General features: G+C 68.8%; 22 protein-coding genes. 11 read left to right on the top strand and 11 right to left on the bottom strand.

The window, feature by feature from the left end:
• Positions 1–11: 11 nt before the first annotated feature.
• The 3 genes from modA to modC are packed head-to-tail and all read left to right on the top strand — an operon-like array spanning position 12 to position 2636.
• Positions 12–854: a molybdate ABC transporter substrate-binding protein gene (modA, locus tag ACO2RJ_RS16550; protein WP_423269225.1), complete on the top strand. Its 843-nt coding sequence runs from the start codon at positions 12–14 to the stop codon at positions 852–854.
• A 22-nt stretch (positions 855–876) separates the two neighbouring features.
• On the top strand, positions 877–1569 hold the full coding sequence (gene modB / locus ACO2RJ_RS16545; protein ID WP_423269412.1) for a molybdate ABC transporter permease subunit: 693 nt from the start codon (positions 877–879) through the stop codon (positions 1567–1569).
• Positions 1566–2636, top strand: coding sequence for a molybdenum ABC transporter ATP-binding protein (gene modC, locus ACO2RJ_RS16540; protein ID WP_423269224.1), 1071 nt, complete (start codon positions 1566–1568; stop codon positions 2634–2636). The genes modB and modC overlap by 4 nt, the downstream gene beginning before the upstream one ends.
• A gap of 210 nt (positions 2637–2846) precedes the next feature.
• On the opposite strand, the gene ACO2RJ_RS16535 is transcribed toward modC, so the two are convergent.
• A complete protein-coding gene (locus ACO2RJ_RS16535) occupies positions 2847–4424 on the bottom strand; it encodes a glucan biosynthesis protein (protein WP_423269223.1) in 1578 nt (525 codons plus the stop codon).
• A 726-nt stretch (positions 4425–5150) separates the two neighbouring features.
• Between ACO2RJ_RS16535 and ACO2RJ_RS16530 the strand changes: the two genes are divergently transcribed.
• Together ACO2RJ_RS16530 and ACO2RJ_RS16525 are read left to right on the top strand one after the other, a co-directional pair.
• Positions 5151–6308, top strand: coding sequence for a type III PLP-dependent enzyme (locus ACO2RJ_RS16530; protein ID WP_423269222.1), 1158 nt, complete (start codon positions 5151–5153; stop codon positions 6306–6308).
• Between the two features lie 11 nt (positions 6309–6319).
• The gene (locus ACO2RJ_RS16525) at positions 6320–6868 is read left to right on the top strand and encodes a GNAT family N-acetyltransferase (protein ID WP_423269221.1); all 549 of its coding nucleotides are present in this window, start codon (positions 6320–6322) and stop codon (positions 6866–6868) included.
• 70 nt (positions 6869–6938) lie between these two features.
• Here ACO2RJ_RS16525 and ACO2RJ_RS16520 read toward each other — a convergent pair whose 3' ends face one another.
• A complete protein-coding gene (locus ACO2RJ_RS16520; RefSeq protein WP_423269220.1) occupies positions 6939–7577 on the bottom strand; it encodes an NrsF family protein in 639 nt (212 codons plus the stop codon).
• Positions 7574–8125 carry a sigma-70 family RNA polymerase sigma factor gene (locus tag ACO2RJ_RS16515; protein ID WP_423269219.1) on the bottom strand — a complete coding sequence of 184 codons (552 nt, stop codon included), beginning with the start codon at positions 8123–8125 and terminating at the stop codon, positions 7574–7576. Before ACO2RJ_RS16515 ends, ACO2RJ_RS16520 begins: the two co-directional genes overlap by 4 nt.
• Positions 8126–8289: 164 nt before the next feature.
• Here ACO2RJ_RS16515 and ACO2RJ_RS16510 point away from each other — a divergent pair, with 164 nt between their 5' ends.
• Positions 8290–8841, top strand: coding sequence for a DoxX family membrane protein (locus ACO2RJ_RS16510; protein ID WP_423269218.1), 552 nt, complete (start codon positions 8290–8292; stop codon positions 8839–8841).
• Positions 8842–8865: 24 nt separating this feature from the next.
• Here ACO2RJ_RS16510 and ACO2RJ_RS16505 read toward each other — a convergent pair whose 3' ends face one another.
• Positions 8866–11031 carry a calcium-binding protein gene (locus ACO2RJ_RS16505; RefSeq protein ID WP_423269217.1) on the bottom strand — a complete coding sequence of 722 codons (2166 nt, stop codon included), beginning with the start codon at positions 11029–11031 and terminating at the stop codon, positions 8866–8868.
• Positions 11032–11284: 253 nt separating this feature from the next.
• Between ACO2RJ_RS16505 and ACO2RJ_RS16500 the strand changes: the two genes are divergently transcribed.
• The gene (locus tag ACO2RJ_RS16500) at positions 11285–12718 is read left to right on the top strand and encodes a homospermidine synthase (protein ID WP_423269216.1); all 1434 of its coding nucleotides are present in this window, start codon (positions 11285–11287) and stop codon (positions 12716–12718) included.
• An 80-nt stretch (positions 12719–12798) separates the two neighbouring features.
• Positions 12799–13308 (top strand): DUF1523 family protein, encoded by a 510-nt coding sequence (locus ACO2RJ_RS16495; protein WP_423269215.1) that lies wholly within the window; start codon positions 12799–12801, stop codon positions 13306–13308.
• 42 nt (positions 13309–13350) lie between these two features.
• Here the strand turns inward: ACO2RJ_RS16495 and ACO2RJ_RS16490 are convergent, their stop codons facing one another.
• From ACO2RJ_RS16490 to ACO2RJ_RS16480, 3 genes are all read right to left on the bottom strand, one after another.
• A complete protein-coding gene (locus ACO2RJ_RS16490) occupies positions 13351–14505 on the bottom strand; it encodes a mechanosensitive ion channel family protein (RefSeq protein WP_423269214.1) in 1155 nt (384 codons plus the stop codon).
• 123 nt (positions 14506–14628) lie between these two features.
• On the bottom strand, positions 14629–15642 hold the full coding sequence (locus tag ACO2RJ_RS16485; protein ID WP_423269213.1) for a WD40 repeat domain-containing protein: 1014 nt from the start codon (positions 15640–15642) through the stop codon (positions 14629–14631).
• A gap of 29 nt (positions 15643–15671) precedes the next feature.
• On the bottom strand, positions 15672–16796 hold the full coding sequence (locus tag ACO2RJ_RS16480; protein ID WP_423269212.1) for a CobW family GTP-binding protein: 1125 nt from the start codon (positions 16794–16796) through the stop codon (positions 15672–15674).
• Positions 16797–16937: 141 nt separating this feature from the next.
• Between ACO2RJ_RS16480 and ACO2RJ_RS16475 the strand changes: the two genes are divergently transcribed.
• Positions 16938–17555, top strand: coding sequence for a glycoside hydrolase family 25 protein (locus tag ACO2RJ_RS16475; RefSeq protein ID WP_423269211.1), 618 nt, complete (start codon positions 16938–16940; stop codon positions 17553–17555).
• A gap of 24 nt (positions 17556–17579) precedes the next feature.
• Here ACO2RJ_RS16475 and ACO2RJ_RS16470 read toward each other — a convergent pair whose 3' ends face one another.
• From ACO2RJ_RS16470 to ACO2RJ_RS16455, 4 genes are all read right to left on the bottom strand, one after another.
• Positions 17580–20000 (bottom strand): calcium-binding protein, encoded by a 2421-nt coding sequence (locus tag ACO2RJ_RS16470; RefSeq protein WP_423269210.1) that lies wholly within the window; start codon positions 19998–20000, stop codon positions 17580–17582.
• 192 nt (positions 20001–20192) lie between these two features.
• Positions 20193–20672 carry a bacterioferritin gene (gene bfr, locus ACO2RJ_RS16465; RefSeq protein ID WP_423269209.1) on the bottom strand — a complete coding sequence of 160 codons (480 nt, stop codon included), beginning with the start codon at positions 20670–20672 and terminating at the stop codon, positions 20193–20195.
• A 123-nt stretch (positions 20673–20795) separates the two neighbouring features.
• Entirely contained in the window at positions 20796–21104 is a 309-nt protein-coding gene (locus ACO2RJ_RS16460) for a (2Fe-2S)-binding protein (protein WP_423269208.1), read from the bottom strand.
• Between the two features lie 218 nt (positions 21105–21322).
• Complete coding sequence (locus ACO2RJ_RS16455) at positions 21323–24337, bottom strand: PAS domain-containing sensor histidine kinase (RefSeq protein ID WP_423269207.1); 3015 nt, start codon at positions 24335–24337, stop codon at positions 21323–21325.
• A gap of 259 nt (positions 24338–24596) precedes the next feature.
• Here ACO2RJ_RS16455 and ACO2RJ_RS16450 point away from each other — a divergent pair, with 259 nt between their 5' ends.
• On the top strand, positions 24597–24962 hold the full coding sequence (locus ACO2RJ_RS16450; RefSeq protein WP_423269206.1) for a phasin: 366 nt from the start codon (positions 24597–24599) through the stop codon (positions 24960–24962).
• A gap of 189 nt (positions 24963–25151) precedes the next feature.
• Positions 25152–25640: a phasin gene (locus tag ACO2RJ_RS16445; RefSeq protein ID WP_423269205.1), complete on the top strand. Its 489-nt coding sequence runs from the start codon at positions 25152–25154 to the stop codon at positions 25638–25640.
• Positions 25641–25781 lie beyond the last annotated feature (141 nt).

Genomic DNA, 25781 nt, shown 5'->3' with positions numbered 1-25781 from the left:
GAGACGCTCTTATGTCCATCACCCGCAGATCGCTCGGCGGCCTCGCGCTGTCGCTCGCCGGCGCTCTGGCGCCCTTCGGCGCAGGCGCGCAGGACGCCGCCTCGCCCTTGACGGCGGGCTCCGCAAACGCCGGCGCGAAGCCGGCGGTCGTCGTGTTCGCCGCCGCCTCGCTCAAGAATGCGCTCGACGCGGTCGCAAAGGACTGGACGAAGCGGAGCGGCGTCGAGGTGAAGGCGAGCTACGCCGCGTCCTCCGCGCTGGCCCGGCAGCTCGAGCAGGACGCGCCCGCCGACCTGTTCATCTCCGCCGACGCGCCGTGGATGGACTACGTCGCGCAGAAGAACCTGATCGCGCCCGCGAGCAGGATCGACCTGCTCGGCAACCGGCTGGTGCTGGTGGCGGGGCCGGGCTGGACCAAGGGCGAGGTCGACTTCAGGAAGGGCGTCGATCTCGCGGGCCTGCTCGGAAACGAGCGCCTCGCCATGGGCGAAGTCGCCTCTGTGCCCGCAGGCAGATACGGCAAGGCCGCGCTCGAGACGCTCGGCGCTTGGCAGGGCGTCGCGCCGAAGGTCGCCGGCGCGGAGAGCGTTCGGGCGGCGCTCGCGCTCGTCTCGCGCGGCGAGGCGCCGCTCGGCGTCGTGTACAAGACCGACGCCGCGGCGGACAGGAACGTCAGGATCGTCGGGACCTTCCCGGCCGACAGCCACCCGCCGATCGTCTACCCCGCCGCGCAGATCGCCTCCTCGAAAAATCCGGACGCCGCGAGCTTCCTGAAATATCTGACGTCGACCGGCGCGAAGGAGGACTTCGAGGCCGCCGGCTTCGCCGTCATCGCGCCGCCCACCGGGAGCTGAGCCGCTGGACGCCGTCGGCGCAATCTTCGGTCTCGGACGGGACGAGCTCGACGCCATCCGCCTCAGCCTGCTGGTCGCGACCGTCGGCACGGCGGCGAGCCTGCCCGTGGCGGTGCTCGTCGCCTTCGTGCTGGCCCGCGGCCGGTTCTGGGGCAAGACGCTGCTCGACGGCGTCGTCCACCTGCCGCTGGTGCTGCCGCCGGTCGTGACGGGCTATCTGCTGCTGATCGCTTTCGGACGGCGCGGCGTCGCCGGCGCCGCGCTCGAAAGCTGCTGCGGGCTGGTGTTTTCCTTCCGCTGGACCGGGGCGGCGCTTGCCGCCGGCGTCATGGGCTTTCCGCTGATGGTGCGCGCGATCCGCCTTTCGCTGGAGGCGGTCGACCGAAGGCTGGAGGACGCCGCCGCGACGCTGGGCGCCGGCCGGCTGGGCGTGTTCTTCGCGGTCACCCTGCCGCTCGCGGCGCCGGGGGTGCTCGCCGGGCTGGTGCTCGCCTTCGCCAAGGCGCTCGGCGAATTCGGCGCGACCATCACCTTCGTCTCCAACATCCCCGGCGAGACCCGAACATTGCCTGCCGCGATCTACACGCTGACCCAGACGCCGGGCGGCGACGCGGCCGCCGGCCAGCTCGTGCTGGTCGCGATCGCGCTGTCGCTGACGGCGCTGATCGCCTCGGAGCTGCTCGCCCGGCGGCTCGCGGCCCGGATCGCGGGATGACGCTCGACGTCGCCGTCACCCGGCGCTTGGGCGCCTTCACCCTCGACGTCGCCTTCCAGGCGCCGGCCGGCGTCACCGCCGTGCTCGGCCGCTCCGGCGCCGGCAAGTCGACCCTGGTCGCGGCCGTCGCCGGGCTGACGCGTCCGGACGCCGGCCGGATCACGCTCGGCGACGCCGTGCTGTTCGATCGCGCGGCGCGGGTGGACCTGGCGGTCCGCAAGCGGCGGATCGGCGTGGTGTTCCAGGAAAGCCGCCTGTTCCCGCATTTCTCGGTCCGCACGAACCTGATGTTCGGCCGTCGCCGCTCGGAGGCGGGCGGCGCCGATTTCGATCAGGTCGTCGAGACGCTCGGCATTTCCGCGCTGCTCGACCGCAGGCCTCGGTCGCTGTCCGGCGGCGAGAAGCAGCGGGTCGCGATCGGCCGGGCGCTGCTGTCGAACCCGCGCGCGCTGCTGTTCGACGAGCCGCTCGCGGCGCTCGACGCCGAGCGCAAGGCGGAGATCCTGCCGTTCCTCGAGACCATCGTGGCGGGCGCCGAGATTCCGGTGATTTACGTCACCCATGCGCTCGAAGAGGCCCGCCGGCTCGCGGACAGGCTCGTGGCGCTCGACGCCGGCCGTGTGACGGCCGACGGCCCGGTCGAGGCGGCGGTCATGGCCGCAGGGCTCGAGAGCGCCGCCGACCGCTTCCTCGATGGCGTCACGGTCGAGGCCGAGATCGTTGAGATCGACGAAACGTATCAGCTCACCGGGCTCGCGCTGGGCGCCCACCGGGTGTGGGTACCCGGCGTAATCGGCGATGTCGGCGAGCCGACGCGCGTGCGGTTCCTTGCCCGCGACGTGGCGTTGGCGCTCGACCCGCCGCAGCGGACGTCGGTGCGCAACGCGCTGCCGGGGCTCGTGCGCAGCGTGAAGCGCGGGGAGGGGCCTTACGCCGTCGTCTCCGTCGACATCGGAGGCGCCGTCATCCGCGCCGAGATCACCCGCCGCGCAGCCGTGGAGCTCGGCCTTGCGCCGGGTCGGGTCGTCTACGCCCTGATCAAGAGCGTGGCGGTCGCGCGGGGGTAGGGCCGGGCTCGCCATTTACGAGGCGCGCCGAGGCCATCGCCAGCGCCGTCATTCCGCGCCTGTCCCGGAATCTATTTCCACTGCGTACCGAATGTTTCGGCGCCGGCGGCGGCGATGGATCCCGGGACAGGCCCGGGATGACGGTCGAGGATCTCGTGCTTCAGAGGGCGGCGATATCGCCTCGGGCCAGAGGACGCGGCGAGACGTCGCTCACGCCGCGTTCTCCGGCGCGTAAGGAAACGTCCACGTCTCCGTCAGCGCCCGGCCGTCGGCCTTGAGGAAGGCGCGGAGCTCCATGGTGCGGCCGGTGTCGGCCTGCACGTCGATGCCGACGCGGAAGCCGCCGATCTTGGCGTTCGGCGTGACGAAGGTGCGGCCGATCACGCCGGTCGAGGTCGAGGGCACCACGGAGACCCGGCCGGGATCGCCGAGATAATAGGCGAGGTCGCCCCCGGCGAAATCGATGATGAAGCGCTGGGTCCCCGGCGGCACCGGCTCGGCCGCCCCGAGCGCCGCGGCGCGCGTGGGATAGGTGTTCACGGCGCGCCCCCCGGGGTGCAGACGCGCATCCGACGTCATGGCGCGCAACCGGTAGCCGAAGCTGCGCTCGGCGCCGGCCTTGACTGGTTCGGACGGAACCCAGAAGGCCACGACATTGTCGTTGGTCTCGTCGTCGGTCGGAAGCTCCACGAGTTCGACGCGGCCCTCGCCCCAGTTCTCGCGCGGCTCGATCCAGTAGCTCGGCCGCATCTGATAGGCGAGGTCGAGGTCCTGGTAATGCTCGAACAGCCGGTCGCGTTGCATCAGGCCGAAGCCCCTCGGATTCCTGTCCCAGAAGGACGAAATCTGCGGCGTCTTCGGGTTTCGCAGCGGCCGCCACACCATCTCGCCCCCGCCGGTCTGGACAAGGAGGCCGTCGGAATCATGGAGTTCCGGCCGGAAGTCGGCGAAGTGGCGACGCTGGTTCTCGGCGTAGAAGAACATCGAGGTGAGCGGCGCCACGCCAAGCTTGGCGATGTCCTTGCGCGGGATCAGCGTCGCCGTGACGTCGACGACCGTCTCCACGTCCGGATAGATCGTGAAGCGGTAGGCGCCGGCGAGCGAGGGGCCGTCGAGCAGCGCGTAGATCGTGGCGCGCTCGGCGTTCGCCCCGGGCATTTCGATCCAGAATTCGCGGAAATCCGGAAACTCCTCGGGATTCGGCCCACTGCAGTCGATCGCGATCCCCCGCGCGGACAGGCCGTAGACCTGGCCTCTGCCAAGAACGCGGAAGTAGCTCGCGCCGACGAAGGAGATCAGTTCGTCGAGCACCCGGGGGTCGTTCAGCGGATAGTGCAGGCGGAAGCCGGCGAAGCCGAGATCGACGGGCAGGGGCCGCTGGAATTTGTTGGCGCCGTAGTCGAACAGCGCTCCGGAATAGGGCACGGGCTGCGGGATGCCGTCGCGCACGACGTTCACCGTCACCGGCCGCCTGTAGAGGAAGCCGGGATGGAACATCTGCATGCGGAACGGGCCGCCGCCGGCAGAGAGCAGCGCCTTGTCCGGGCGGAAGCGGATGTCGCGGTAGCGGTCGAAGGTGAGGTCGCGCAATTCCTGCGGGAGCTCGCGCGCCGTTCCGTCATAGGGCTTGGCCGCGAGATCGCGGGCGCGGCGCAGGACGTCGTCGAAGCCGAAGGGCGTGCGCGCGGGTTCCTGCGCGCGAACGCCCGACACGACGGACGCCGCGACGGCTGCGCCGAGCGCGAGCGCGCCGCGGCGGGTGAAGGAAGACGTGATCTGGTCGCTCATGACGAGGGGGTGCGCAACATGCCGAGGGCGACGCACCACGGAAGCGGGCGCCAGAGGAGGAGGGAGGTCTTCCGCGGCCCCAGGCCGGGATGCGCCGGAACTGCGACCAATATCCTATAATCGTACCTCCGCGCGTGCGGCGCCGCAACGCCGCCCGAAGAGGGAACCGAGCCCTTCATTCAACCATCGGGCGGCGGTCGGGCGGCCGCGAACATTAAGATCTCGTTCACAAAAAACCCTGTCACAATCCGAAGGTTTTTCTTGCGCGGGCGGGCGAACGTCCTTATCTCCGCGCTTGCCCAATTTCGCGCGTGCCTGTGTCGTGTGTCGGGTTGGCGGGAACTCCCCGCCGGGCAACCCGATGGCCGGAAATCCCAACCGGCTCTAAGTCGCCTCTCCGGCGGCGGACGCGACGTGAAGCATAGACGTAGAGGGCTTTTTTGGTCTCTCCCGGCTCTCCAAAGGCCGGGGTCACTGAAGAGGCGACTACATCCTTGCCGGGCGTGCGGAGCGGGACATTCCCAATCCAAGCGTGGCGACCAACCAGACCACGGACGCGTGGCGTCCAGGCGCTGGTTGTCGTGACTACGGCGTGACCGAGCGGCCGTCTCCTGGCGACAGGAACGGCCACGGAACGACGATCTCTTTGACCGGCGCGTCTCCACAGCGCGCCGGGCGGAAAGGCGTCGATCCATCGAGCCACCTGACGCTTCGGGGAAAGATCCCATGACCTCGCATCTCGACGCCCTCGACAACGACCGCATCCGAGGCTTCCTCGCGACCGCCAATCACGACGGCCCTGTTCTGGTCGTCGACCGTGAGGTCGTGCGCGCGAACTATGGGAAGTTCGCGCATGCGCTGCCCGACACCCGCGTGTTCTACGCCGTCAAGGCGAACCCGGCGCCCGAGATCCTGAGCCTGCTCGCCGAGCTCGGCTCCTGCTTCGACTGCGCGTCGGTCGCCGAGATCGACATGGCGCTGGCGACGGGCGTCGGCCCCGACCGGATCTCGTTCGGCAACACGATCAAGAAGGAGCGCGACGTCGCGGCGGCCTTCGCGCGCGGCGTGCGGCTGTTCGCGGTGGACTGCCGTGAGGAGGTCGAGAAGATCGCCCGCGCCGCCCCCGGCGCCCGCGTGTTCTGCCGCATCCTGGCCGACGGCGCCGGCGCCGAATGGCCGCTGTCGCGCAAGTTCGGCTGCGTCCCCGAGATGGCCGCCGACGTGCTCGAGCACGCGCATGTCCTGGGCCTCACGGCCTACGGCGTGTCGTTCCATGTCGGCTCGCAGCAGAACAATGTCGGCGCCTGGGACGCGGCGCTCGCCTCCGCGGCGGCGATCTTCCACGAATGCGAGCGGCGCGGGCTGGCGCTCGCCATGGTCAATCTCGGCGGCGGCTTCCCCACCCGCTATCTCAAGGACATTCCGGCGGTCGAGGCCTATGGCGCGTCGATCTTCGAGGCGCTGCGGACCCATTTCGGCAACCGCATCCCCGAGACGATCATCGAGCCCGGCCGCGGCATGGTCGGCGACGCCGGCGTGATCGAGGCCGAGGTTGTGCTGATCTCGAAGAAGTCGGACGCCGAGGACGAGATTCGCTGGGTCTATCTCGACATCGGCAAGTTCGGCGGGCTCGCCGAGACGATGGACGAGGCGATCCGCTATCCCATCCGCACCGCGCATGACGGCGGCGAGGCGAGCCCGTGCGTGCTCGCCGGCCCGACCTGCGACTCCGCGGACGTGATGTATGAGAAGACCCCGTACCCGCTGCCGGTCAGTCTCTCGATCGGCGACAAGGTGCTGATCGAGGCATGCGGCGCCTACACCACGACCTACGCCGCGGTCGCCTTCAACGGCTTCCTGCCGCTCGCCTCTCACGTCATCTGACGGGGACGGCCATGGTTCTGGTCAGGAACGAGGTCCCGGCCGACGCCGGGGCCCGCGAGGCGCTGCTCGACCGCGCGTTCGGCCCGGCGCGCTTTCTCAAGACGTGCGAGCGGCTGCGCGCGGGTCGGCTTCCGGCTGAAGGGCTCGCCTTCGCGGCCGAGCAAGGCGGCCGCTTCGTCGGCACGCTGCGCTTCTGGCACGTGGCGGCGGGGGACGGCCGTCCCGCGCTGATGCTCGGCCCGCTCGCGGTCGAGCGCGACGCGCGTTGCGGCGGGGTCGGCTCGGCGCTGATAGAGGCCGGTCTCGATGCGGCGGCGACGCTCGGCCATGGAGCGGTCATCCTCGTCGGCGACGCGCCCTATTACGAGCGCTTCGGCTTTCAGGCCGAGACGACGGAAGGTCTCGCGATGCCCGGGCCGGTGGAGCGGGCGCGCTTCCTTGGCCTGGAGCTGGCGCCCCGCGCCCTTGCGGGGGCGCGCGGTCTTGTCCGGGCCACCGGCGCCGTGGCCTTCACGCCGTGGGCGGCCGACGTCAGCAGGGTTCCAGGCCGCGCGGCCTGAGAGATCGGCAGGCTTCAGTTGCCGCCGCACGGTGGAAACCGCAGGCGCCGTATCGGGCAATAGCGCGTGATCACCACCGCAGGGCGCGGCGTCCGACAAGGGCGCCGACCCCGGCCACGATCGCGATGCCGAGCGTGTACCAGACGGCCACGAACAGCGGAGAATCGTCCGGGCAGTGCGCGGCGTAGAACGTCGCGCCGAGCGCGCCCGCCAGCAGGCCGGCGATCGCGCCCGTCGCCGTCGGAGACGATGGGGCGCCGCGGCGAAGCGCGGCGGTCAGGGCGACCAGCGGAAGCGCCGACAGAATTGGCACGTAAGTCAGGCAGACCAGCCAGTTGCTGCCCACGAGACGCCCTTCCCAGCTTCCCGCGGGGGTCGCGATCAGTTCCAGCGCCACGCCGATCGCCAGCAGCACAGGCGCGATCGCGAGCGGCGCGGCGGCAGCGCCGAACGATGTCTCCGGCCGGGCCAGCCGAAGCGCCGCCAACGCCGCGGCTGCGCCGAGCGCGAGCGTCACCACGAATTTGAAGGGAAAGCGCATCGTCCCCAGAGCCGCCATGGCGTCTGGCCGGGGGCCGAGCAGCGCCATGAAGGCCGCGAACGCCGCCACCACCGCGACCACGAGCGCCGCCTGAAAGGCCGGCGCCAGGCGGGCGGGGGGCGTCGCGGCGTCCGCCGAAAGCGCCTCGATCAGATCGCTCGTCCTCATGCGCGAAAGCTCCGATAGGCGGCGGCGAGCGACGCCAGTCCGCGATGCAGCGCCACCCGCACGGCGCCCTCGCTCATGCCGTAACGCGCAGCCGTCTCCTTGATGTCGGCGCCCTCGAGCGAAATCGCCCGAACGACGTCGTGCTGACGGCCCTTGAGCACCTGCAGGAGCCGGTCGGCCTCGTGCGGCGAAAGCTGCTCGTCCTTTTCGTCCGCAGGCAGGACGTCGACGAAATCGTCGATCGGCACGTCGATGCGGCGCCCGCGGCGGCGGAGCGAGTCGATCGTCTTGTTGCGAGCGATCGCCGCGACCCATGGGCCGACGGGCTGGCCCGGGTCCCACGTGCCGCGCTTCAGATGGATCGCCAACAAGGTCTCCTGCACCACGTCCTCCACGTCGGCCGCGCCGAGCGCATAGGCGACCGCCTGCCGACGAACGATCGCGCGCAGATGTGCCGACAGCGCCCCGAGCAGCCGCCGATAGGCCACGCGGTCGCCCGCATTGGCCGCCTTCATCCAGGAGGCCCACTCCGATTCTCGTTCCTTCACGCGGGTCCTCTCGAAGGCTCTACGCAACGCGCGCGGCGAACGTTACGCGCCCGGCCGGCCCGCGGCCACGGCTCGCTCGAAGCCAAATCGTAAGGCCGGCGCTTTGGCCCCCTTCCGCATGGCGGAGGGGGACCGGTCGCGATCGTCTCTACAAGAGGTCCATCATGGTCCCCTCCAGCCTTCCCGCGACGTCCGGCGTCGGCTTCAAACCGGAACATCTCTCCGCCATCCGCGCGGATGGCGGCTTCCCCGGCTTCTTCGAGGTCCACGCCGAAACCGCTACGAACGGAGAGCTTCTCCGAGCACCTCGCGTGGTCGAGCCATGGCGGGACCTTCTCAACGACTTTGCCGCCGTTGTCCTACACCGCCGAGACGCTCGCGAGCAGTCCGCCCAGACCAAGGTCTCCGGCTTCGGCCTGTCCGACAGCGCCGTCTTCCTGTTTCAGGAGGAGTACAAGCTGCCGCTGATCAACCCGACGGCGGCCGCCTATGGCGCGGCGTTCGCAGAGCACTTTTTCCCGATCCTGCTCGTCGTTGGGTTCGCGACGCGGTTCTCGGCCTTCGCGCTGCTCGCGATGACGGCGGTGATCGAAATCTTCGTCTATCCCGACGCCTGGCCGACCCATGGGGTGTGGGCGGCCTGCTTCCTGTTGGTCATCGCGCGCGGGCCGGGGGCGATCTCGCTCGACCATCTGATCGCTTCGCGGCGACGCTGACGCCGCCGCGAAGCAAGTCCGGGGTCAGACCACTACGAACTCCGAGAATGTCAGGGAGACCTTGGGGTCGAAGGTCGCAATCAGCACCTGGTCCGTCGAACCCGTGCCATCGGCGTCGTAGAACAGCGAGCCCGTCGACTTCTGGTAGATCAGCCGGTCGGTCGAGTCGGTCGCGAACGCCCCGTTTCGGAACGCGTCGGATGCAAGCGTTCCGTCGGCGAGGCCCGTGAAGGCGGCGTTGTCGAGCTGGATGGAGTCGTCAGCCACGGAATAGCCGAGGATCGTGTCGGCGCTCGAATTGAAGCTCGACAGGGCGTCGAACCGGAACACGTCCTTGCCGGCGCCGCCGCGCAACACGTCCGCGCCGGAGCCGCCGATCAGCGTGTCATTGCCGGCGCCGCCATTGAGCTCGTCCTCTCCGCCGCGGCCTTCGATCCGATCGTTCCCCTTGCCGCCGAACAGCACGTCGTCGCCAAAGGACGAGCCGATCACGGTCTTCGCCGCGGACGAGGCGTTGAAGATGAAGTTCGCGGCCGTGAGGTCGGCGACCGTCTTGCCTTCGAACAGAATCGTCTCGCTGAAGCCGTTGTAAACCAGGTTGAGCGTGGCGCCGTCGGCGGTGTCGTCGAGATAGGGGTCGAGCGCGGCGCGGTCGGCGATGTTGAACGCGCTGAGATCGACGCGGTCGGTCTTGCCGAAGTCGGCGATCACGTCGTCGTCGAAGCCGCGTTCGTCGTAGCGGAACACGTCGGCGGCCGGACCGGAGCCGCCGCGCAACAGGTCGTCGCCGTCGCCGCCGAGCAGCGTGTCGCTCCCCGCCCCTCCATTGAGCTCGTCGTCGCCGCCGAGGCCGCTCAGCTTGTCATTGCCCTTGCCGCCGAACAGCACGTCGTCGCCGAAGCTCGTGCCCGTGACGGTCTTCGCAGTCGTCGACGCGTTGAAGATGAAATTGTTCGACGTGAGCGAGTCCGCCGACACGCCCCCCAGCAGAATGGTCTCGCTGAATCCGTTGTAGAACAGCGTGATCCGCGCGCCGTCGGCGGTGTCTTCGATGTAGGGCGCGAGCGTCCCGATGTCGGCGACGTTAAGGGCCGACAGGTCGATGCGGTCGGTCTTGCCGAAGTCGGCGATCACGTCGTCGTCGAAGCCGCGCTCGGCGTACCGGAACACGTCGGCGGCCGGGCCGGAGCCGCCGCGCAGGACGTCGTCGCCGTCGCCGCCGAGCAACGTGTCGCTCCCCGCCCCGCCATTGAGCTCGTCGTCGCCGCCGAGGCCGCTCAGCTTGTCGGCGCCCTTGCCGCCGAACAGCACGTCGTCGCCGAAGCTCGTGCCCGTGACGGTCTTGGCTGCGGCCGAGCCATTGAAGATGAAGTTCGCCGGCTTGAGCTGGTCGGCCGACACGCCCTCCAGGAGAATGGTCTCGCTGAAGCCGTTGTAGAACAGCGTGATCCGCGCGCCGTCCGGGGTGTCTTCGATGTAGGGCGCGAGAGTTCCGAAATCGGCGACGTTGAGCGCCGACAGGTCGATGCGGTCGGTCTTGCCGAAATCCTTGACGACGTCGTCGTCAAAGCCGCGCTCGTCGTACCGGAACACGTCGGCCGCCGGGCCGGAGCCGCCGCGCAGGACGTCGTCGCCGTCGCCGCCGGTCAGCGTGTCGAGGCCGGCGCCGCCGTTGAGCTCGTCGTCGCCGCCGAGACCGCTCAGCTTGTCGTTCCCCTTGCCGCCGAACAGCACGTCGTCGCCGAAGCTCGTGCCCGTGACGGTCTTGGCGGCCGCGGAACCGTTGAAGATGAAGTTCGCGGCCGTCAGCTGGTCGGCCCCAACGCCTTCAAGCAGGATGGTTTCGCGAAACCCGTTGTAGAACAGGGAGATTTCCGCGCCGTCCGGGGTGTCCAGGATGTAGGGGGCGAGGCTGGCGTAGTCTCCGACGTTGAGGCCCCGGAGGTCGAGACGATCGGTCTTGCCGAAATCCTTGATGACGTCGTCATCGAAGCCGCGTTCGTCGTAACGGAACACGTCTGCGGCCGGTCCTGCGCCGCCACGGAGCTCATCGTCGCCGTCGCCGCCGACGATGGTGTCGGCGCCGCCTGCGCCGTTCAGCGTGTCGTCGCCCTCAAGGCCGAAGATGAGGTCCGGGCCGCTGGTCCCGTTGCGCGTGTCGGACGAAGACGTCCCCCGAATGGTCGCCATATCTGCGAAATCTCCTATCCCATCGACCTGTCCGAAGCGGCGGACATGTCTTTTCACGCCCTCTTTAGCGTGGAGATTCGGATCTTGTCGACCGCTCACACGCGGGTCGCCGAGGCGCGTCTTGGCGCCGGCGCGTCATCGGCGCGTCGCTCTTCCGCTTGATTCTCGAACGCCGCTTGGCCTTTATCGGCGCGTCCGCCCGATGATGCTTTGACGGACGCCGTGCCGACCCCCGAGAGGAGCGCCCCCGTAAATGACCGACTGGCCTGTCTACGGAACGATCGACGGACCCATCGTGATCATCGGCTTCGGGTCGATCGGCCGAGGCACGCTGCCGCTCCTCGAGCGCCACTTCAGATACGACAAGGACCGCATCGTCGCGATCGATCCGAGCGATCTCAACAAGCATGTGCTGGACGAATATGGCGTGCCGTTCATCCAGAAGCACGTCACCAAGGAGAACTACCGGGAGCTTCTGACGCCCCTGCTCACCAAAGGCGGCGGCCAGGGATTCTGCGTGAATCTGTCGGTCGACACCGGCTCCGCCGACATCATGGCGCTTTGCCAGGAACTCGGCTGTCTCTACATCGACACCGTCAACGAGCCGTGGCTCGGCTTCTATTTCGACAAGACCAAGGGGCCGAGCGAGCGCTCGAACTACGCGTTGCGTGAGATGACGCTCGATCTCCGCCGTCGTAGTCCCAAGGGCCTGCCGACGGCGGTCTCCACCTGCGGGGCGAACCCCGGAATGGTGTCGTTCTTCGTCAAGCAGGCGGCGCTCGACATCGCCGCCGACATGAAGCTCAACGCTCCGGAGCCGAAGAGCCGCGAGGAGTGGGCGGCGCTGATGCGCCAGATCGGCGTCAAGGGCGTCCACATCGCAGAGCGTGACACCCAGCGCACCACCGACCCCAAGCCGCGCAACGTCTTCCTCAACACCTGGTCGGTCGAGGGCTTCATCTCGGAAGGCCTGCAGCCGGCCGAGCTCGGCTGGGGCACGCATGAGAGGTGGGAGCCGGCGAACGCCAAGCGCCACGACGACCCGAAGGCGTCGTCGATCTATCTGATGCAGCCTGGCGCCGCGACCAAGGTGCGCACCTGGTGCCCGACGCCGGGCCCGCAATACGGCTTCCTCGTCACGCACAACGAGTCGATCTCGATCGCCGACTACTTCACGGTCTGGGAGGACGGCAGGGCGGTCTACCGCCCGACCTGCCACTACGCCTACCATCCGGCCGACGACGCGGTCCTGTCCTGGCACGAGCTGTTCGGCGCGGAGGGGAAGGTGCAGGAGACGCTGCACGTGCTCGACGAGGACGAACTGGTCGACGGGATCGACGAGCTCGGCGTGCTGCTCTACGGCCATGGCAAGGGCGCCTATTGGTACGGCTCTCGGCTTTCGATCGAGGAGACGCGTCGGCTCGCGCCCTATCAGAACGCCACCGGCCTGCAGGTGACGTCGGCGATCCTCGCCGGCATGGTCTGGGCGCTCGAGAATCCGCGCGAGGGCATCGTCGAGACCGACGAGATGGACTATCGGCGCTGCCTCGAAATCCAGCGGCCCTATCTTGGCCCCGTCGAGGGCCATTACACCGACTGGACGCCGCTCCAGAACCGGCCGGGGCTGTTTCCGGAGGACATCGACGAGAGCGATCCCTGGCAGTTCCGAAACTTCTTCGTGGGGTGAGGCCTTCCGGACGGCGGGCGCCTGCCCACATGGGAGAGGCAGGCGACGTCGCCTGACGCGCCGAGGAGCCTTCGCCCGCCATGTCCGCACGCCCCCGTCTGATCGTCGCTTTCGTCGCGCTGCTTGCGGTGCTGCCGGGGGCCGCGTTCCTGCATTATTTTCTGCCGCGGCATGACGTCGTGCGGATCATCGGGATCGAGAACCGCCGGGTCGACATGTCGGGCAAGCCGCTCCAGGGCGGCGACCGGCCGCAGTCCGGGCGCGACGTCTATTACATCTTCGCCGAGGACGTGGAGACCAAGGTCCCGCACGTCTATCGCAACGAGGACACCGGCTGGGGCTTTCCGTTCTACCTGAAGTTCGACAGCGCGGACGAACAGGCGATCGCGGCGTCGATCGCCTCGGAGAAGGGCGTCGCGGTCATCACCAAATATGGCTGGCGGGTCAATCTGCTGTCGTGGTTCCCCAACGCCGTCAACATCCGCCGCGCCGAACCGGGCGCCACGGTGATCCCCTGGTTCAACATCTTCTTCTTCGGCGCGTTCGGCGCGTTCGCGCTGTGGGTGTGGCGCAGGGCGGCGCGGGCCTGAATCGCGCGATTCGTTTGGCGGATCTGACGGCCGAGCGTCGACTCAGGCCGCCGCAGCCGGCTGCGCGCCGCGCGGGGTGGTGGAGCCTCTGGGCGCCTTCGCCTCCTCCGCGACCGCCTGCTGACGGCCGAGGTCGGCGCGGTAGCGCGGCAGGGCGTAAGGATGCTCGGCGTTCAGAAACGCGATCATCTTCTCGCGCATCTCGCAGCGCAGGTCCCAGGCCTTCGGCGAGTTGCCCGCGCTCACGAGCAGGCGGACCTGGATCGTGTGCTCCAGCGCGTCGGAGACCTGCAGGTTCACGACCTTGCCGTCCCATAGCGGGGACTCCTGCACGATCTCCTCGAGCTTGGCGCGCATGACCGGGATCGGCGCGGAATGGTCGCAATAGATCATCACCGTGCCGATCACCGAGGCGCCCTCTCGGGTCCAGTTCTGGAACGGCTGCTCGATGAAGTATTTGAGCGGCAGCACCAGCCGCCGCCAATCCCAGAGCCGCACGACGACATAGGTCGAGGTGATCTCCTCGACCCAGCCCCATTCGTTCTCGACGACGATCGCGTCCTCGATGCGGATCGGCTGGGTGATCGCGAGCTGAATGCCGGCGACGAGGTTCGCCAGCACCGGCTGCATCGCGAGGCCGAGGATCAGGCCCGCCGCGCCGGCCGAGGCGAGCAGGCTGACGCCGTATTGCCGCACGCCGTCGAAGGTCATCAGCGCGGCCGCGAGCGTCACCACGAAGGCGAGGGTGACGCCGGCGCGCTCGAGGATCTTGATCTGCGTGAAATGCTTGCGGGCGAGGAGGTTGTCCTCGGCGTCCAGCTTGAAGCGCCGCATGTGGACGACGGTCCAGATGTGCAGCGCGGTCGTCGCGGCCCATCCGACCAGGACCATGAAGGCGACGAGCAGGCCGTGATGCAGCCTGTCCTCGATCCGCGGAGGGACCGGCGCGGCCGCGGTCGCGACGCTCAGCGTGAAGACCAGCAGCGCGAGACGCGTCGGGCCCTCGGTGCGCGACACGAGCGACCGCCAGAACAGCGACTTGCTTTCGACGGCGCGCTGGGCGGCCCGGAAGATCCGGCCATGGACCAGCAAAGGCGCCGCGACGGCGGCCGCGAACATAAGCGCCGCGACGGCCCAATCAGGCAACCAGCTGAGTTGCTCGGCCGCCTGCTCGACGACGCTGACAACGTCTTCCATGCGCGTGGACTCCCCGAGTTTTCGGCGCGATGAAGCTCAACGCGACGTGGACTCAAGGGGTTCCTGCATGTGCGAGCAAATAGTGTGCGCCGCACCCGAGGCAGCGCCCGGATGGAAGGCGTCTCAGTCCGTGGGCAGCGCCACGACGCCCGCCGCGCCCTCTTCCGTCCCGAAGGCGAGGCGGCTTCCGATCCGGTCCCAGGCGAGCGCGGTGACGGGACCTCCGGCGCCGGCGTTGCGGGCGAGGATCTCGGCGCCGTCGGACATCCGAACCAGCAGCACCAGGCCGTCCTCGTAACCGAGAGCGACCACGGGCGTCTTCGGGTGGCAGGCGACGCGGGACACGCGGGCGGCGCGCACCCCGAGCTCCTTCGGGGCCTTGCCCATGGGCCCGTCTTTGGCGGCGAAAGGCCAGAGGATGGCGGCGTCGGCGCCGGCGGTGGCCAGCCACTTGCCGTCGCTCGTCCAGTCGATCGAGCGCACCTTGCCGGGATAGCCGGACATCCGCATGTGCTGGCCGTCGGCGAGGCGCCAGCCGTGCAGCGCGCTTTCCTGCATGGTGGTGACGACGAAACGGCCGTCCGGCGCGAACGCTACGTCGATGTGCGAACCCTTCCAGGTCAGATCCTTCGCCTGGCCCGTCACGCGCGGGAACCAGAGCGAAACGCCGTCGTAGCGCGCGATCGCGAGCTGGTAGCCCTTGGGCGCGAAGGCGAGGCCGCGGGCGGAGGAGGGGGCTTCGAAGGTTTTCACCTCGCCCTTGCCGTCGCGGGCGAACACGCGCTTGCCCGAGGACCAGGCGACGGCGCCGTCCGGCCCCAAGGCCACGGCGTCGATCCAGCCGCCCTTGGCTTCGCCGACCGGCTCGGGAGCGTCGCCTGCGACGAACTTCAGCACCTTGCCGTCGTCGCCGCCAGTGACGAGCACGTTCGGCGCCGAGGCCGCGCACAGCACGCCGCCATCATGGGCGGGCACGCGCAGCTCGCCGTCGGAACTCGCGAACAGCACTGCGCCGTCGCCGAGCGCGAACACGGCGGCCTCGCCCAGAAAGGTCGCGGCGACGACATAGGCGCCGGCCTCGACCGGCGAGAGCCGGTCGAGCAGGGAGGGATAGCCGTCGGTCGTTGGCATCGACATGGGCGTCATGCTTCGCTATCGCGCGGCGTTCAGGCCGCGCAGGCTTCGAAGCCCTGCCGCAGCTTCGCCTCGTCGAGCTCCTTGCCGATGAAGACGAGCTTCGAGCGGCGCGCCTCGTCGGCCTTCCACTCGCGCTGCAGATCCCCGTCGAGGATCATGTGCACGCCCTGGAAAACGAAGCGGCGCGGCTCGCCCTTGAAGGCGAGGATGCCTTTCCAGCGCAGGAAGTGCTGGCCTTCGGTCTGCGCGAGGTCGTTGACCCAGGGCATGAACTTGGCCGGGTCGACGTCGCCCGGAATCTCCAGCGCGACCGACTGCATGTCCTCGTCGTGATAGTGCTTCAGGCCACCATGCGAATGCTCGCCATGGCCGTGGTCGCGATGCTCGTGGCCATGGGCTTCGTGCTCGTGGTGGTCATGGCCGCAGCCGCAATCCGGTCCGTGCTCGTGATCATGGTGATGGCCGTGGTCATGCCCATGATGGTCGTGGTCGGCGGGCTCGAGGAACGCCGGCTCGAGCGCCAGGATGCGGTCCAGGTCGAACGCGCCGCGATCGAGCACGGCGTCGAGCGGCACGGCGCATTTCTGCGTGCGGATCACCCGCGCATAGGGGTTCAGGCCCCGGATGCGCGCCTCGACCTCCTCGAGTTCGTCGCCCGAGACAAGATCGGTCTTGTTGAGCAGGATCACGTCGGCGAAAGCGATCTGGCTCTTCGCCTCAGGGGCGTCCTTGAGGCGCTCGCTGAGCCATTTGGCGTCGGCGACCGTCACCACCGCGTCGAGGCGCGCCTTGCGGCCGACCTCCTCGTCGATGAAGAAGGTCTGCGCGACCGGGGCGGGGTCAGCGAGGCCGGTCGTCTCGACGATGATGGCGTCGAACTTGCCCTTGCGCTTCATCAGCCCTTCGAGAATGCGGATCAGATCGCCGCGCACAGTGCAGCAGATGCAGCCGTTGTTCATCTCGAACACTTCCTCGTCGGCGCCGACGACGAGTTCGTTGTCGATGCCGATCTCGCCGAACTCGTTGACGATCACGGCGTAGCGCTTGCCGTGCGGTTCGGAGAGGATGCGGTTCAGCAGCGTGGTCTTGCCGGCGCCGAGATAGCCGGTGAGCACCGTGACGGGAATCTTGTCGGACGCGGGCGTGAGCGACATGCGGGGGAGCCTCCGGGGGAAGCGGCCGGCGAAAGGCGCGCGGCGGATTTGGGGATGGGTCGCGCCTGATATAGCGAGCCCCCCGCCCGGCGTCATCCCGGCCGCGGATTCGCCGCAGCCGTCCGCCGTGGAGGCCTTCCGATGTTCAACGGCATGATCGACCTGTCGCACCACAACGCGATCGCCGACTGGGCCGCGGTCAAGGCGTCCGGCGTCGTGGCCGTCGTCCACAAGGCGACCGAAGGCGCGACCTATCGCGATCCGCTCTACGCGGCGAGGCGCATCGAGGCCAAGTCGCACGGGCTGTTGTGGGGCTCGTACCACTTCTCGAGCGGCGTCGCGGTCGCCGATCAGGTCGCGAACTACCTCGCCTACGCCGACCCTCGGCCCGACGAACTCGTCTGCCTCGACTTCGAGGAGAGCACGGCCGGGCAGGACATGGATCTCGACGACATGGTCGGCTTCGCCACGGGCGTCCGCGCCGCGATCGGGCGCCTGCCCGTGATCTATGGCGGCCGGCGCCTGCGCGAGGCGACGGCCGGAATCGAAGCGTCGATCCTGTCGGACTGTCCGCTCTGGTACGCCCGCTTCGCCGACCGGCCCTACGAGGTTCCCGCGCTCTGGAAGGACTGGACCTTCTGGCAGTACACCGACGGCGCCGCCGGGCCGGAGCCGCACGAGGTCCCGGGGATCGGGCGCGTGGACCGGGATCTGTTCAACGGGACCAAGGACGCGTTTCTGGCGGGCTGGCCGTTCTGAATGGCCTTTGGCGGGGGCCGGCCGCTACAGGATGAAGTCGCCCTTCGCGGCGTTGGCGACGTTGTGCAGGTGGAGCGAGAAATCCGCCGTGCCGTCGCCGTTCACGTCGCCCGCCACGACCACGTCGTCGCCGCGGTCGAGATAGCGCAGCTGCCCGGCCGCCGAGAACTCCTTCGTTCCGATGAAGACGAAGGCCTGGTTGCCGTCCTTGGTCGCGTTGGCGTCGATCGCGGAGAGATTGATGCGGTCTGTCTCGGCGCGCGAGAAGTCCATGATCTCGTCGCGTTGCGACGCCAGCCCCCCGCTGTCGGCGATTCCGCTGTAGATAAACCTGTCGGTGCCCGCGCCGCCGAGAAGGTCGTCCGCGCCGCGGCCGCCTTTCAGGACGTCGTTTCCGACCTGGCCGTTGAGGCGGTTGGCGACGGAGGAGCCGGTGATGTTATCGCCGAAGGCCGAACCGGTGACGTTCTCGATCGATAGGAACCGGTCGCCGATCGCTTCGTAGTTCCCGCTTCCCCGTCCCGTCGACAGATTGACGACGAGGCTCTTCATGTCTGTGCGGCTGTAGCTGACGGTGTCGATTCCGGAGCCGCCGATGAAGGTGTCGCCCCACAGGCCGCCTTGCAGAGTGTCGTTTCCGCCGCCGCCGTCGAACCGGCCGCCGTCCTGAAACGGGGAAAAAACTCCGGCGTATCCGGTGAGCACGTCGTCATGAGCTGACCCCGTCAAGTCCCGGAATCCGGCGATGTAGTCGCCCTGAGCGTCACCGCCCGAGCCGCGAGCTAGTACGAAATTTGTTTCGCCGTTCGGGCCTTCGGGGCCGAAGTTCTTGAAAAGCTCGACGCGGACAGCCTTCGCTGACGCGGCGTAGCTGAGCCGATCGCTCCCCTTGAAGTAGTCTGACGGGTCGGACACGCTGCCGAGAAGGCCGGCCTCGCCCCCGATCATGTAGTCCTGGCCGGCGCTGCCGACCACGATGTCGTTCCCCTCGCCTCCCAGCATATATTCGGCGCCTTTTCCGCCCGAGAGCGTGTCGTTCATCTCGCTGCCGATCAGCACTTCGATGCCCGTGAGCCGGTCGCCTTCGGCGTCTCCGCCCTGTCCGACGCCGGTCGCGAGGCTGACGCGCACGCCGCTTTCGGACGACCCATAGCCGGCGACGTCGAACGCTCCGCCGCCGATCAGCCGGTCCGAGCCCGCTCCCCCCTCCAGAAAATTGTAGATTCCGGATCCGCCGTTCAGCGTGTCGGCGCCGCCTCCCCCTTGGAGCGAGTCTATGCCTCCGCCGCCGGACAGAACGTTGGCGTTTGCGTCGCCGATGAGTTCGTCGCTGTCGCTGCCGCCGGTGACGTTCTCGATGCTGATGAGCACGTCCTTGGCGCGGGGGAACGCCGGATCGGAGGCGATGACGCCTTCGCCCTTCGTAAGGTCCACGATCACCTGTTGGGTCGACAAGGCGTAGCTTACGGTGTCGACGCCGTCGCCGCCGTCGATCGTCTCGATGTCGGTGGCGGGATCGAAGCCATCGCTGCCTTCGACGCCGCCGCCGTCGATCGTGTCGTCGCCGCTCCCGCCCAGCATGCTGTCGATGCCGGAGCCGCCGGACAGGCGGTCGCGGCCGTCGAAGCCGTTGAGAACGTCGTCGCCGGCTTCGCCGAACAGCTTGTCGTTGTCGCCATAGCCCTCGAGCAGGTCCTTCCCGCCCCCGCCATAGAAGACGTCGTTGCCCGCATAGCCGATGATGCGGTCCTCGCCCTCGCCGCCGGTGATCCGGTCGACGAGATCGCTGCCGTAGATGTTGGTGTTCCGGCCGCCGAGCTCGTCGGACAGGTTGAGCCCGCCGCCGCCGGTCAGCCCGATCAGCACGCCCCCGGCGAGGTTGCCTTTGGAGACAGCGATCGTGTCGAAGCTCTCCCACTGGGCGGCCGTGCCCTCGACCAGGCGGTCGTTGGTGTAAAAGGCCTCCACGCCGACGATGCGCAGCGTGCCGAGGCCGAACGGAAACGCTCCATTGTCATACAGCTCGAGCGAGTCCCGCCCTTCGCCGCCGGCGACCACCCCAGCCATGCCGGGCGCGATGATCATCACGTCATCGCCATCGGAGCCGTTCAGCTCCGACCGCACGCCGCCATATTCGATCAGGAGGTCGTCGCCCGCGCCGCCGTTCAGCGTGTCGAGACCCGCGACGTCGTTGACAGCGCCGCCATAAATCGTGTCGTTCTGCGTGCCGCCGAACAGACGGTCATCGCCGGCTTCGCCGTTGAGGACGTCGTTTCCGCCGCCGCCATACACGTTGTCGGCGTTGCCGCCGGCGTTGATGACGTCGCCGTCCGTCGCCGGACCGAGATTGTTAGGAGCGTTGGTCTGGTCCCAGCCGTAGATGCGGTCGGCGTCGTCGGTCCCGGCGAGCACGTCGGGGGCGTTCGTGCCGTATTTGTCGGCCATGACGAGCCACTCCCTGAAGCGTACGATCCGGCGTTCCGCGTGAGCATAGGCGGTTTCTGCGGCGGTCGCGTCACCCTTATGGGTGACGCTGGGCCTTCTTGCTCGCGACGTCGCTTGGATCCGCCGCGAACGAAAACGGGCCCCGCGGGACGACGCCCACGAGGCCCGTTTGGATCGCCCTGAACCGAAGGATCAGCCTTCCGCTTCGCCGATGTGGTGTTGGGCGTACAGCTGCTCGCCGAGCTTGGAGACCAGGTCGAGCTGGGTCTCGAGGAAGTCGATGTGGCCCTCTTCGTCCGACATGAGCTCCTCGAACAAAATCTTGCTCGGCAGGTCGCCAACCTCCTGGCAGTACAGCGCGGCCTCGCGATAGAGCGCGCGGGCGTCAAGCTCCGCCGCGAGGTCGCATTCGAGGACCTCCTTCACGCTCTGGCCGATCCTGAGCGGGTCCAGGACCTGCATGTTGGGGAAGCCGTCGAGGAAGATGATGCGCGTGACGAATTTGTCCGCGTGGTTCATCTCCTCGATGGATTCCTTGCGCCACTGTTTGGCGAGGTCCTTGTAGCCCCAGTCGTCCAGCATGCGGTAATGCAGCCAGTACTGGTTGATCGCGGTCATTTCGGAACGCAGGCCGCGGTTCAGATAGTCGATGACTTTGGCGTCGCCCTTCATGGGTCTCTCCTGCGGCGCACGGCCGAGCTGAAATTGTCTAGAAGAATTCTAAACAAGCTCGGACGCCGCCGCAAGGCCGCATTTGCCGGCTGATGAGCGGGGATTGGCGGCAGGAGCCGCTTTTCAGCGGGCGTGGGGCCGATCGAGCGTGGCGACCTCGACCACGTCGTCGACAATGTCGATGACGGTCCCCGTCCCGTGCGTGACGGAGGGGCAGGCCGCGGGGCATGCCCCGCACGCGGCGGGCTCGGAGGGCGTCAGGCCCTGAATGTCGGCCAGCAACGCCCGGATCGTGCGCGCGCAGCGCCCGCATTGCGGGCTGCAGCCAAGGCAACGGTGCACCTGCCCGGGCGTCCGCGGCGCCGCGCCGCCCTCGGCGGCTGCGGTGCGGATCTGCTTGTCGCTCAGCACGTTGCAGGAACAGACGATCATGGCGGTCCGGTCGAGGTCTCGATAGGTCCGGAGCAGCAGTTTGGAAGTGCTCTAAACTACTGCGCTTACTCGCAAATTGGATATCTCGACGCGGAGGCCGGAGTCAATCCGCGTCGGGGCGAAGCGCTCTCAGCAAGCAAATGGGAGGCCTGCTCCGTGCGGGCAAGGCGGTCCCTGATCGGCGCTGGACGCGCGACATGTCGGGGCGGCGCCCGAGATCAGCCCGCCAGCACCCGGTTCGACGGGAAGACGACCTCGACCAGCGTGCCTTCGCCGATTTGGCTATCGATCGTGAGCGTCGCCTCGTTCGCCTCCGCCAGCGCCTTGGTGAGCGGCAGCCCGACGCCCCCGGCGCCGGCCGAGCCCGGCGATGGCGGCTGGGCGCGGAAGGGCTCGAGCGCCCGGGCGAGGTCGCGGCGCGACATCCCGGCGCCGGCGTCCCGGACCCGCGCCACCGCTTGGCCGAGATCGGTGTAGGCGGTGGCGACGATCACCTGGCCGCCCGGCCGGCTGAACTTGACCGCGTTGGAGACGAGATTGGTCAGGATCTGCCGCACGGAGCGGCGGTCGGCCAGCACCGGCGGCAAATTGCGAGCGAGCGAGGTGCGGATGATGACGTGGTCGCGGTTCGCCTGCGGCTGCAGCAGCGCCGCGGCCTGGGCGACGATCTCGTTGAGATCGACGGCGACGGGATCGAGTTTCAGCCGCCCGGACTCGATCCTGGCCAGGTCAAGCAGGTCGTTCACAAGATCGACGAGATGTCCGCCCGAGGCGTGGATGTCGCGCAGATAGTCCCTGTAGCGCTCGCTGCCGACCGGGCCGAACCGCTCCTCCATCATGACCTCGGCGAAGCCGATGATCGCGTTGAGCGGCGTGCGGATCTCGTGACTGACCCGGGCGAGGAACTCGGACTTTTGGGCGTTCGCCCGCTCCGCCTGGCGCTTGGCGGCGAGCAGCTCTTCCTCGGCTTTCTTCCATGAAGTGACGTCGCGCAGCACGGCGCAGTACCGGCCGTTCTCCGGCGGACCGACCCGGCCGAGCGTCATCGACAGCGGGATCGCTCCCCCATGCCGGGTGAGGCCCAACACCTCGCGCCCGTCATTCATCAGCGAGGCCACGCCGTTGGATTTCAGGCTGTCGAGATAATCGAAGGCGGCGCTCCGGCTCTCAGGCGCCAGCGACAGCGTGAAGAGCGCGCCGATCGCGTCGCGCTGCTCGAACCCGAACAGGGCCTCGGCGCTTCGGTTGACGGACAGGATGCGGCCGGCGCCGTCGAGAATGAGGACCCCATCGGTCGCGGTGTCGAGAATTTCGGTGATCTCGCGTTCGCGCCTCAGCGCGTCCCTCGCCTCCGCCAGCGCGCCGTCGGCGCGCCTCAGGGTGACGAGCGTCGCGGGCGCGCCCAGCCAGGGCATCGCGGCGAGCCTCGCCTGCACCTCGACCTCCACGCCGTCCCCGGCGACGAGGCGCACCGTCGCGGGGGCGGCGTCGTCGCGAGGCAGCGGTTCTGCGAACAGCGTGTCCGCGCCGCGATCGGCGAGAGCGGAAAGTTCGGCGTCGCCGGTCATTTCGAGCGCGGCGCGGTTGGCGTAGACGATCTGTCCGGCGCACAGCACGATGACCCCGAGCGGCAGCCGGTCGAGCAGCCTCATCAGGTCGTCGACCCGGGAGGCGGTCGGCGCACGCCCCTCGACGTCGTCGATCGTCCAGTCCGCGTCGCCTCGCGGAACGGGCGAAATCTCGGCGGTCTCGGGGTAGTCCTGGATCAGCCCCTCGAGCGTGCTCGCCGTGCGGACGCCCAGGCCGCGCAAACGCCGCGCGATCTCGTCGAAGGCGCTCTCCTCGCTTGTCGACAGCATAGGCGAGGCCGGGCGGCCGGGCGCGGGCTCGCGAAGCGGCACGACATTCCCTTTGAACGGCTCCGACGCCGGCCGGTCCTGGACGAACGGCCGCTCGACGCGCTCCGGCCGCCGCGAGGTTTCGGGAGCAGCGTCGTCCTCCTGCGCCAGGTCGCCGGAAAGCGGCGATTCGAACGCGTCCGTCTTCCGCGTCTCCTCGTCCAGCGCCGACGGGCGTAGGGCCGCCGCCGTCTCTAAGGGCGGCGAGTCCGTCTCGATGTCCCGATCGACGTCGCGCGACGTCGCGACGTCGATCGCCTCGCCGCCGCCGTCCAGGCCGGGCGGCGCCTCCTCGGCCGCCTCCGCCGGGGGCGTTTCGACCAGGCTCGCCTCGGCCGACGAGGCGGCATCCGGCGCAAGCGAGCCCGCACGCGCGGGCTCCTTTGCGCGCCCGAGGCCGCGAAAGCCCAGAAAGCTGCGGCCGTTGTCGAACATCGGCAGGGCGGACAGAGTGAGGTCGAGCCGCCCGCCGTCGGGCGTCGGCCAGCCGATCGCGAGATCGCTCCAGCCGCCGCGCTTCGCGAGCGCCGCGGCGACCGCGCCGTCCGGATCGAGCCCGAGCTCGGAGGCGACGTCCGCCCAGGCGCGACCGAGCGCCCGTTCAGCGCTCGGTCCGACCGCCGCGGCGAGGTCGGGCGAGAGAAACGCGATCCGTCCGTCGGCGCCGATCTCGAAGACGAACCGCAAATCGTCGAACGCCGCCGGGCCGGCCGGCGGACGGTCGGCGGCCTCGGCGACGAGCTCCGCCGAGGGCGCGGGGCGCGGCGTGGCTTCACCAAACCCGACGGGCTCCCGCGGGTCCGGAGGGCGATCTTCGTCCGCGCTCACGGATGGGGACGCCGGCGAACCGGACGAGCCGTCCGACGGCTCAGGGCGCTCCGGAGGCGGCGCGAAGGGCCGGGCCGACAGGTGGTCCGGCTCGCCGGCAGGCGGCGCGGGGCGCGGGGGCTGGGGCGCCGCTCCCTCTTCGCTGGCGACGTCGCGGGCGCTCGGCTCGTCCGCCGGCCCCGATCCTGGCGCGACGACTCCCTCCAGCAGCATCGCGCGGCGCTCGCCGTCGAGGCGGCCGCGGCTGCTTCGGAAGGTCAGCGCCTTCCGCCGCGGCCCTGTTCCGAGTCTGAGACGAACAAGCCCTTCCGCCCCGGAAACGCCGATGCGCGTCAAGGTGCTTCGAGCGCTGTCGTCGACATCCTCGCCGAGGACGCTCTCGGCCGCGCCGTTGCGCCAGACGATGTCGCCGTGCCCGTCCACCAGCAGCGCCGGCGTCTCCGACCGCGCAAGCGCGCGGATTCGGGGGTCGGACGCCAGAGTGTCGAAGAGCTCGATCGATGGCATTGAATTCCTTCAGGCGCGAGCCTTCGCGCAAGATCTGCTCGGGATTAACAGTTCCTTAAATATCGGGGGGGCGGTTTGCCGTCCATCGAGCCTGGGCGACCATCCCCGTCGATCGCGGCTAAAGGTTAACCGCCGGGCTCCCGCCTTCGTCGAATGGCGGTTTGCGCGGGGTCGGGTCGGCTGCTAACCAAGCCGTTCCCGTCGGCCCGCGACCCGAGGTCGCGCCGCGCCGCGACAGCGTCAGGGAGGCGCGATCGCCATGGCTGCTCCAGGCAAATACGAGATCCCGAACGAGATGCGCGACTTCGCCGACCAGAGCGTCGAGCAGGCGCGCAAGGCTTTCGAAGGGTTCGTCGAAGCTGCTTACAAGGCCTCCAACGCTGTCGAATCGCAGGCCGACGCGGCGCAAGGCAACTTCAGGCATGTCGCCGGGGCCGCGGTCGCCTTCGCCGAGCAAAACATGACCGCGAGCTTCACCTATGCGCAGCGTCTGGTCCGCGCGAAGTCGCTCGAGGAGCTGATGGCGATCCAGGCCGAGTTCGCCAAATCGCAGGTCGAGACCTTGAGCAAACAGGCCCGCGAGATGGGCGCGATGGCGGGACGCGGGGCGGACGCAAAGAGCTGAAATTTATCCGCTGCCGGGGTTGATCGCACTGCGGCGCAGCATTATGTTGCACTGCACAAGAGATGAACCACGGCGAGGCGGCCCATTTTGTCGCGTAACGCCCGATCGTGGTCCAGGCGTCGCGGCCCGGCGGAGCGTGACGACCTGCCAATCGACTTCCGCCGCTCACAAAGCAGAGGGAAGACGATCATGGCCACCACCAACACGAACGCCAAAGCCGCCGCCGCCAAGTCTGACGAAGCCGTGAACGACGTGTTCGAGAGCGCGCGCACCGCGTCTTTCGAAACGCCGGCGCCGGTCCGCGAAATGGCCGAAAAGGCCGTGCAGCAGGCGAAGGACGGCTACTCCAAGTTCAAGAGCGCCGCCGAAGAGGCGACCGACGCGCTTGAGGACGCCTATGCGACCTCGACCAAGGGCTACAAGGACTACAGCCGCAAGTCGGTGGAGTACGCCCGCGCGAACGTCAACGCGCATTTTGACTTCCTGCAGGCGCTGATCGGCGCGAAGACCGTCAGCCAGGCGGTCGAGCTCCAGACCTCCTACGCGCGTCAGCAGTATGAAGTCATATCCGGCCAGGCGAAGGATCTCTCGGCGCTCGCCCAGAAGGCGGCGACGGACGGCACCAAGCCGATGCAGCAGCTCGCCACCAAGGGCATGCGTTTCGCCCAGGCGAACTGAGCACGGTCGCCGGCTGCGGCCGGCGCGCTCTGAAGGTTTCGACGCCCGGATCATACGCGATCCGGGCGTCGTCATATCCGGCGTTCGACGTGCTGTTCGATCTTGCCCAGCGGATCGGTTTCACCTAGGTTCCGCCGCGCC

The sequence above is a fragment of the Hansschlegelia sp. KR7-227 genome (assembly GCF_049446035.1).
In the GTDB taxonomy this organism is placed as follows: Bacteria; Pseudomonadota; Alphaproteobacteria; order Rhizobiales; family Methylopilaceae; genus Methylopila.
This window is presented reverse-complemented; position numbering and strand designations above follow the sequence as displayed.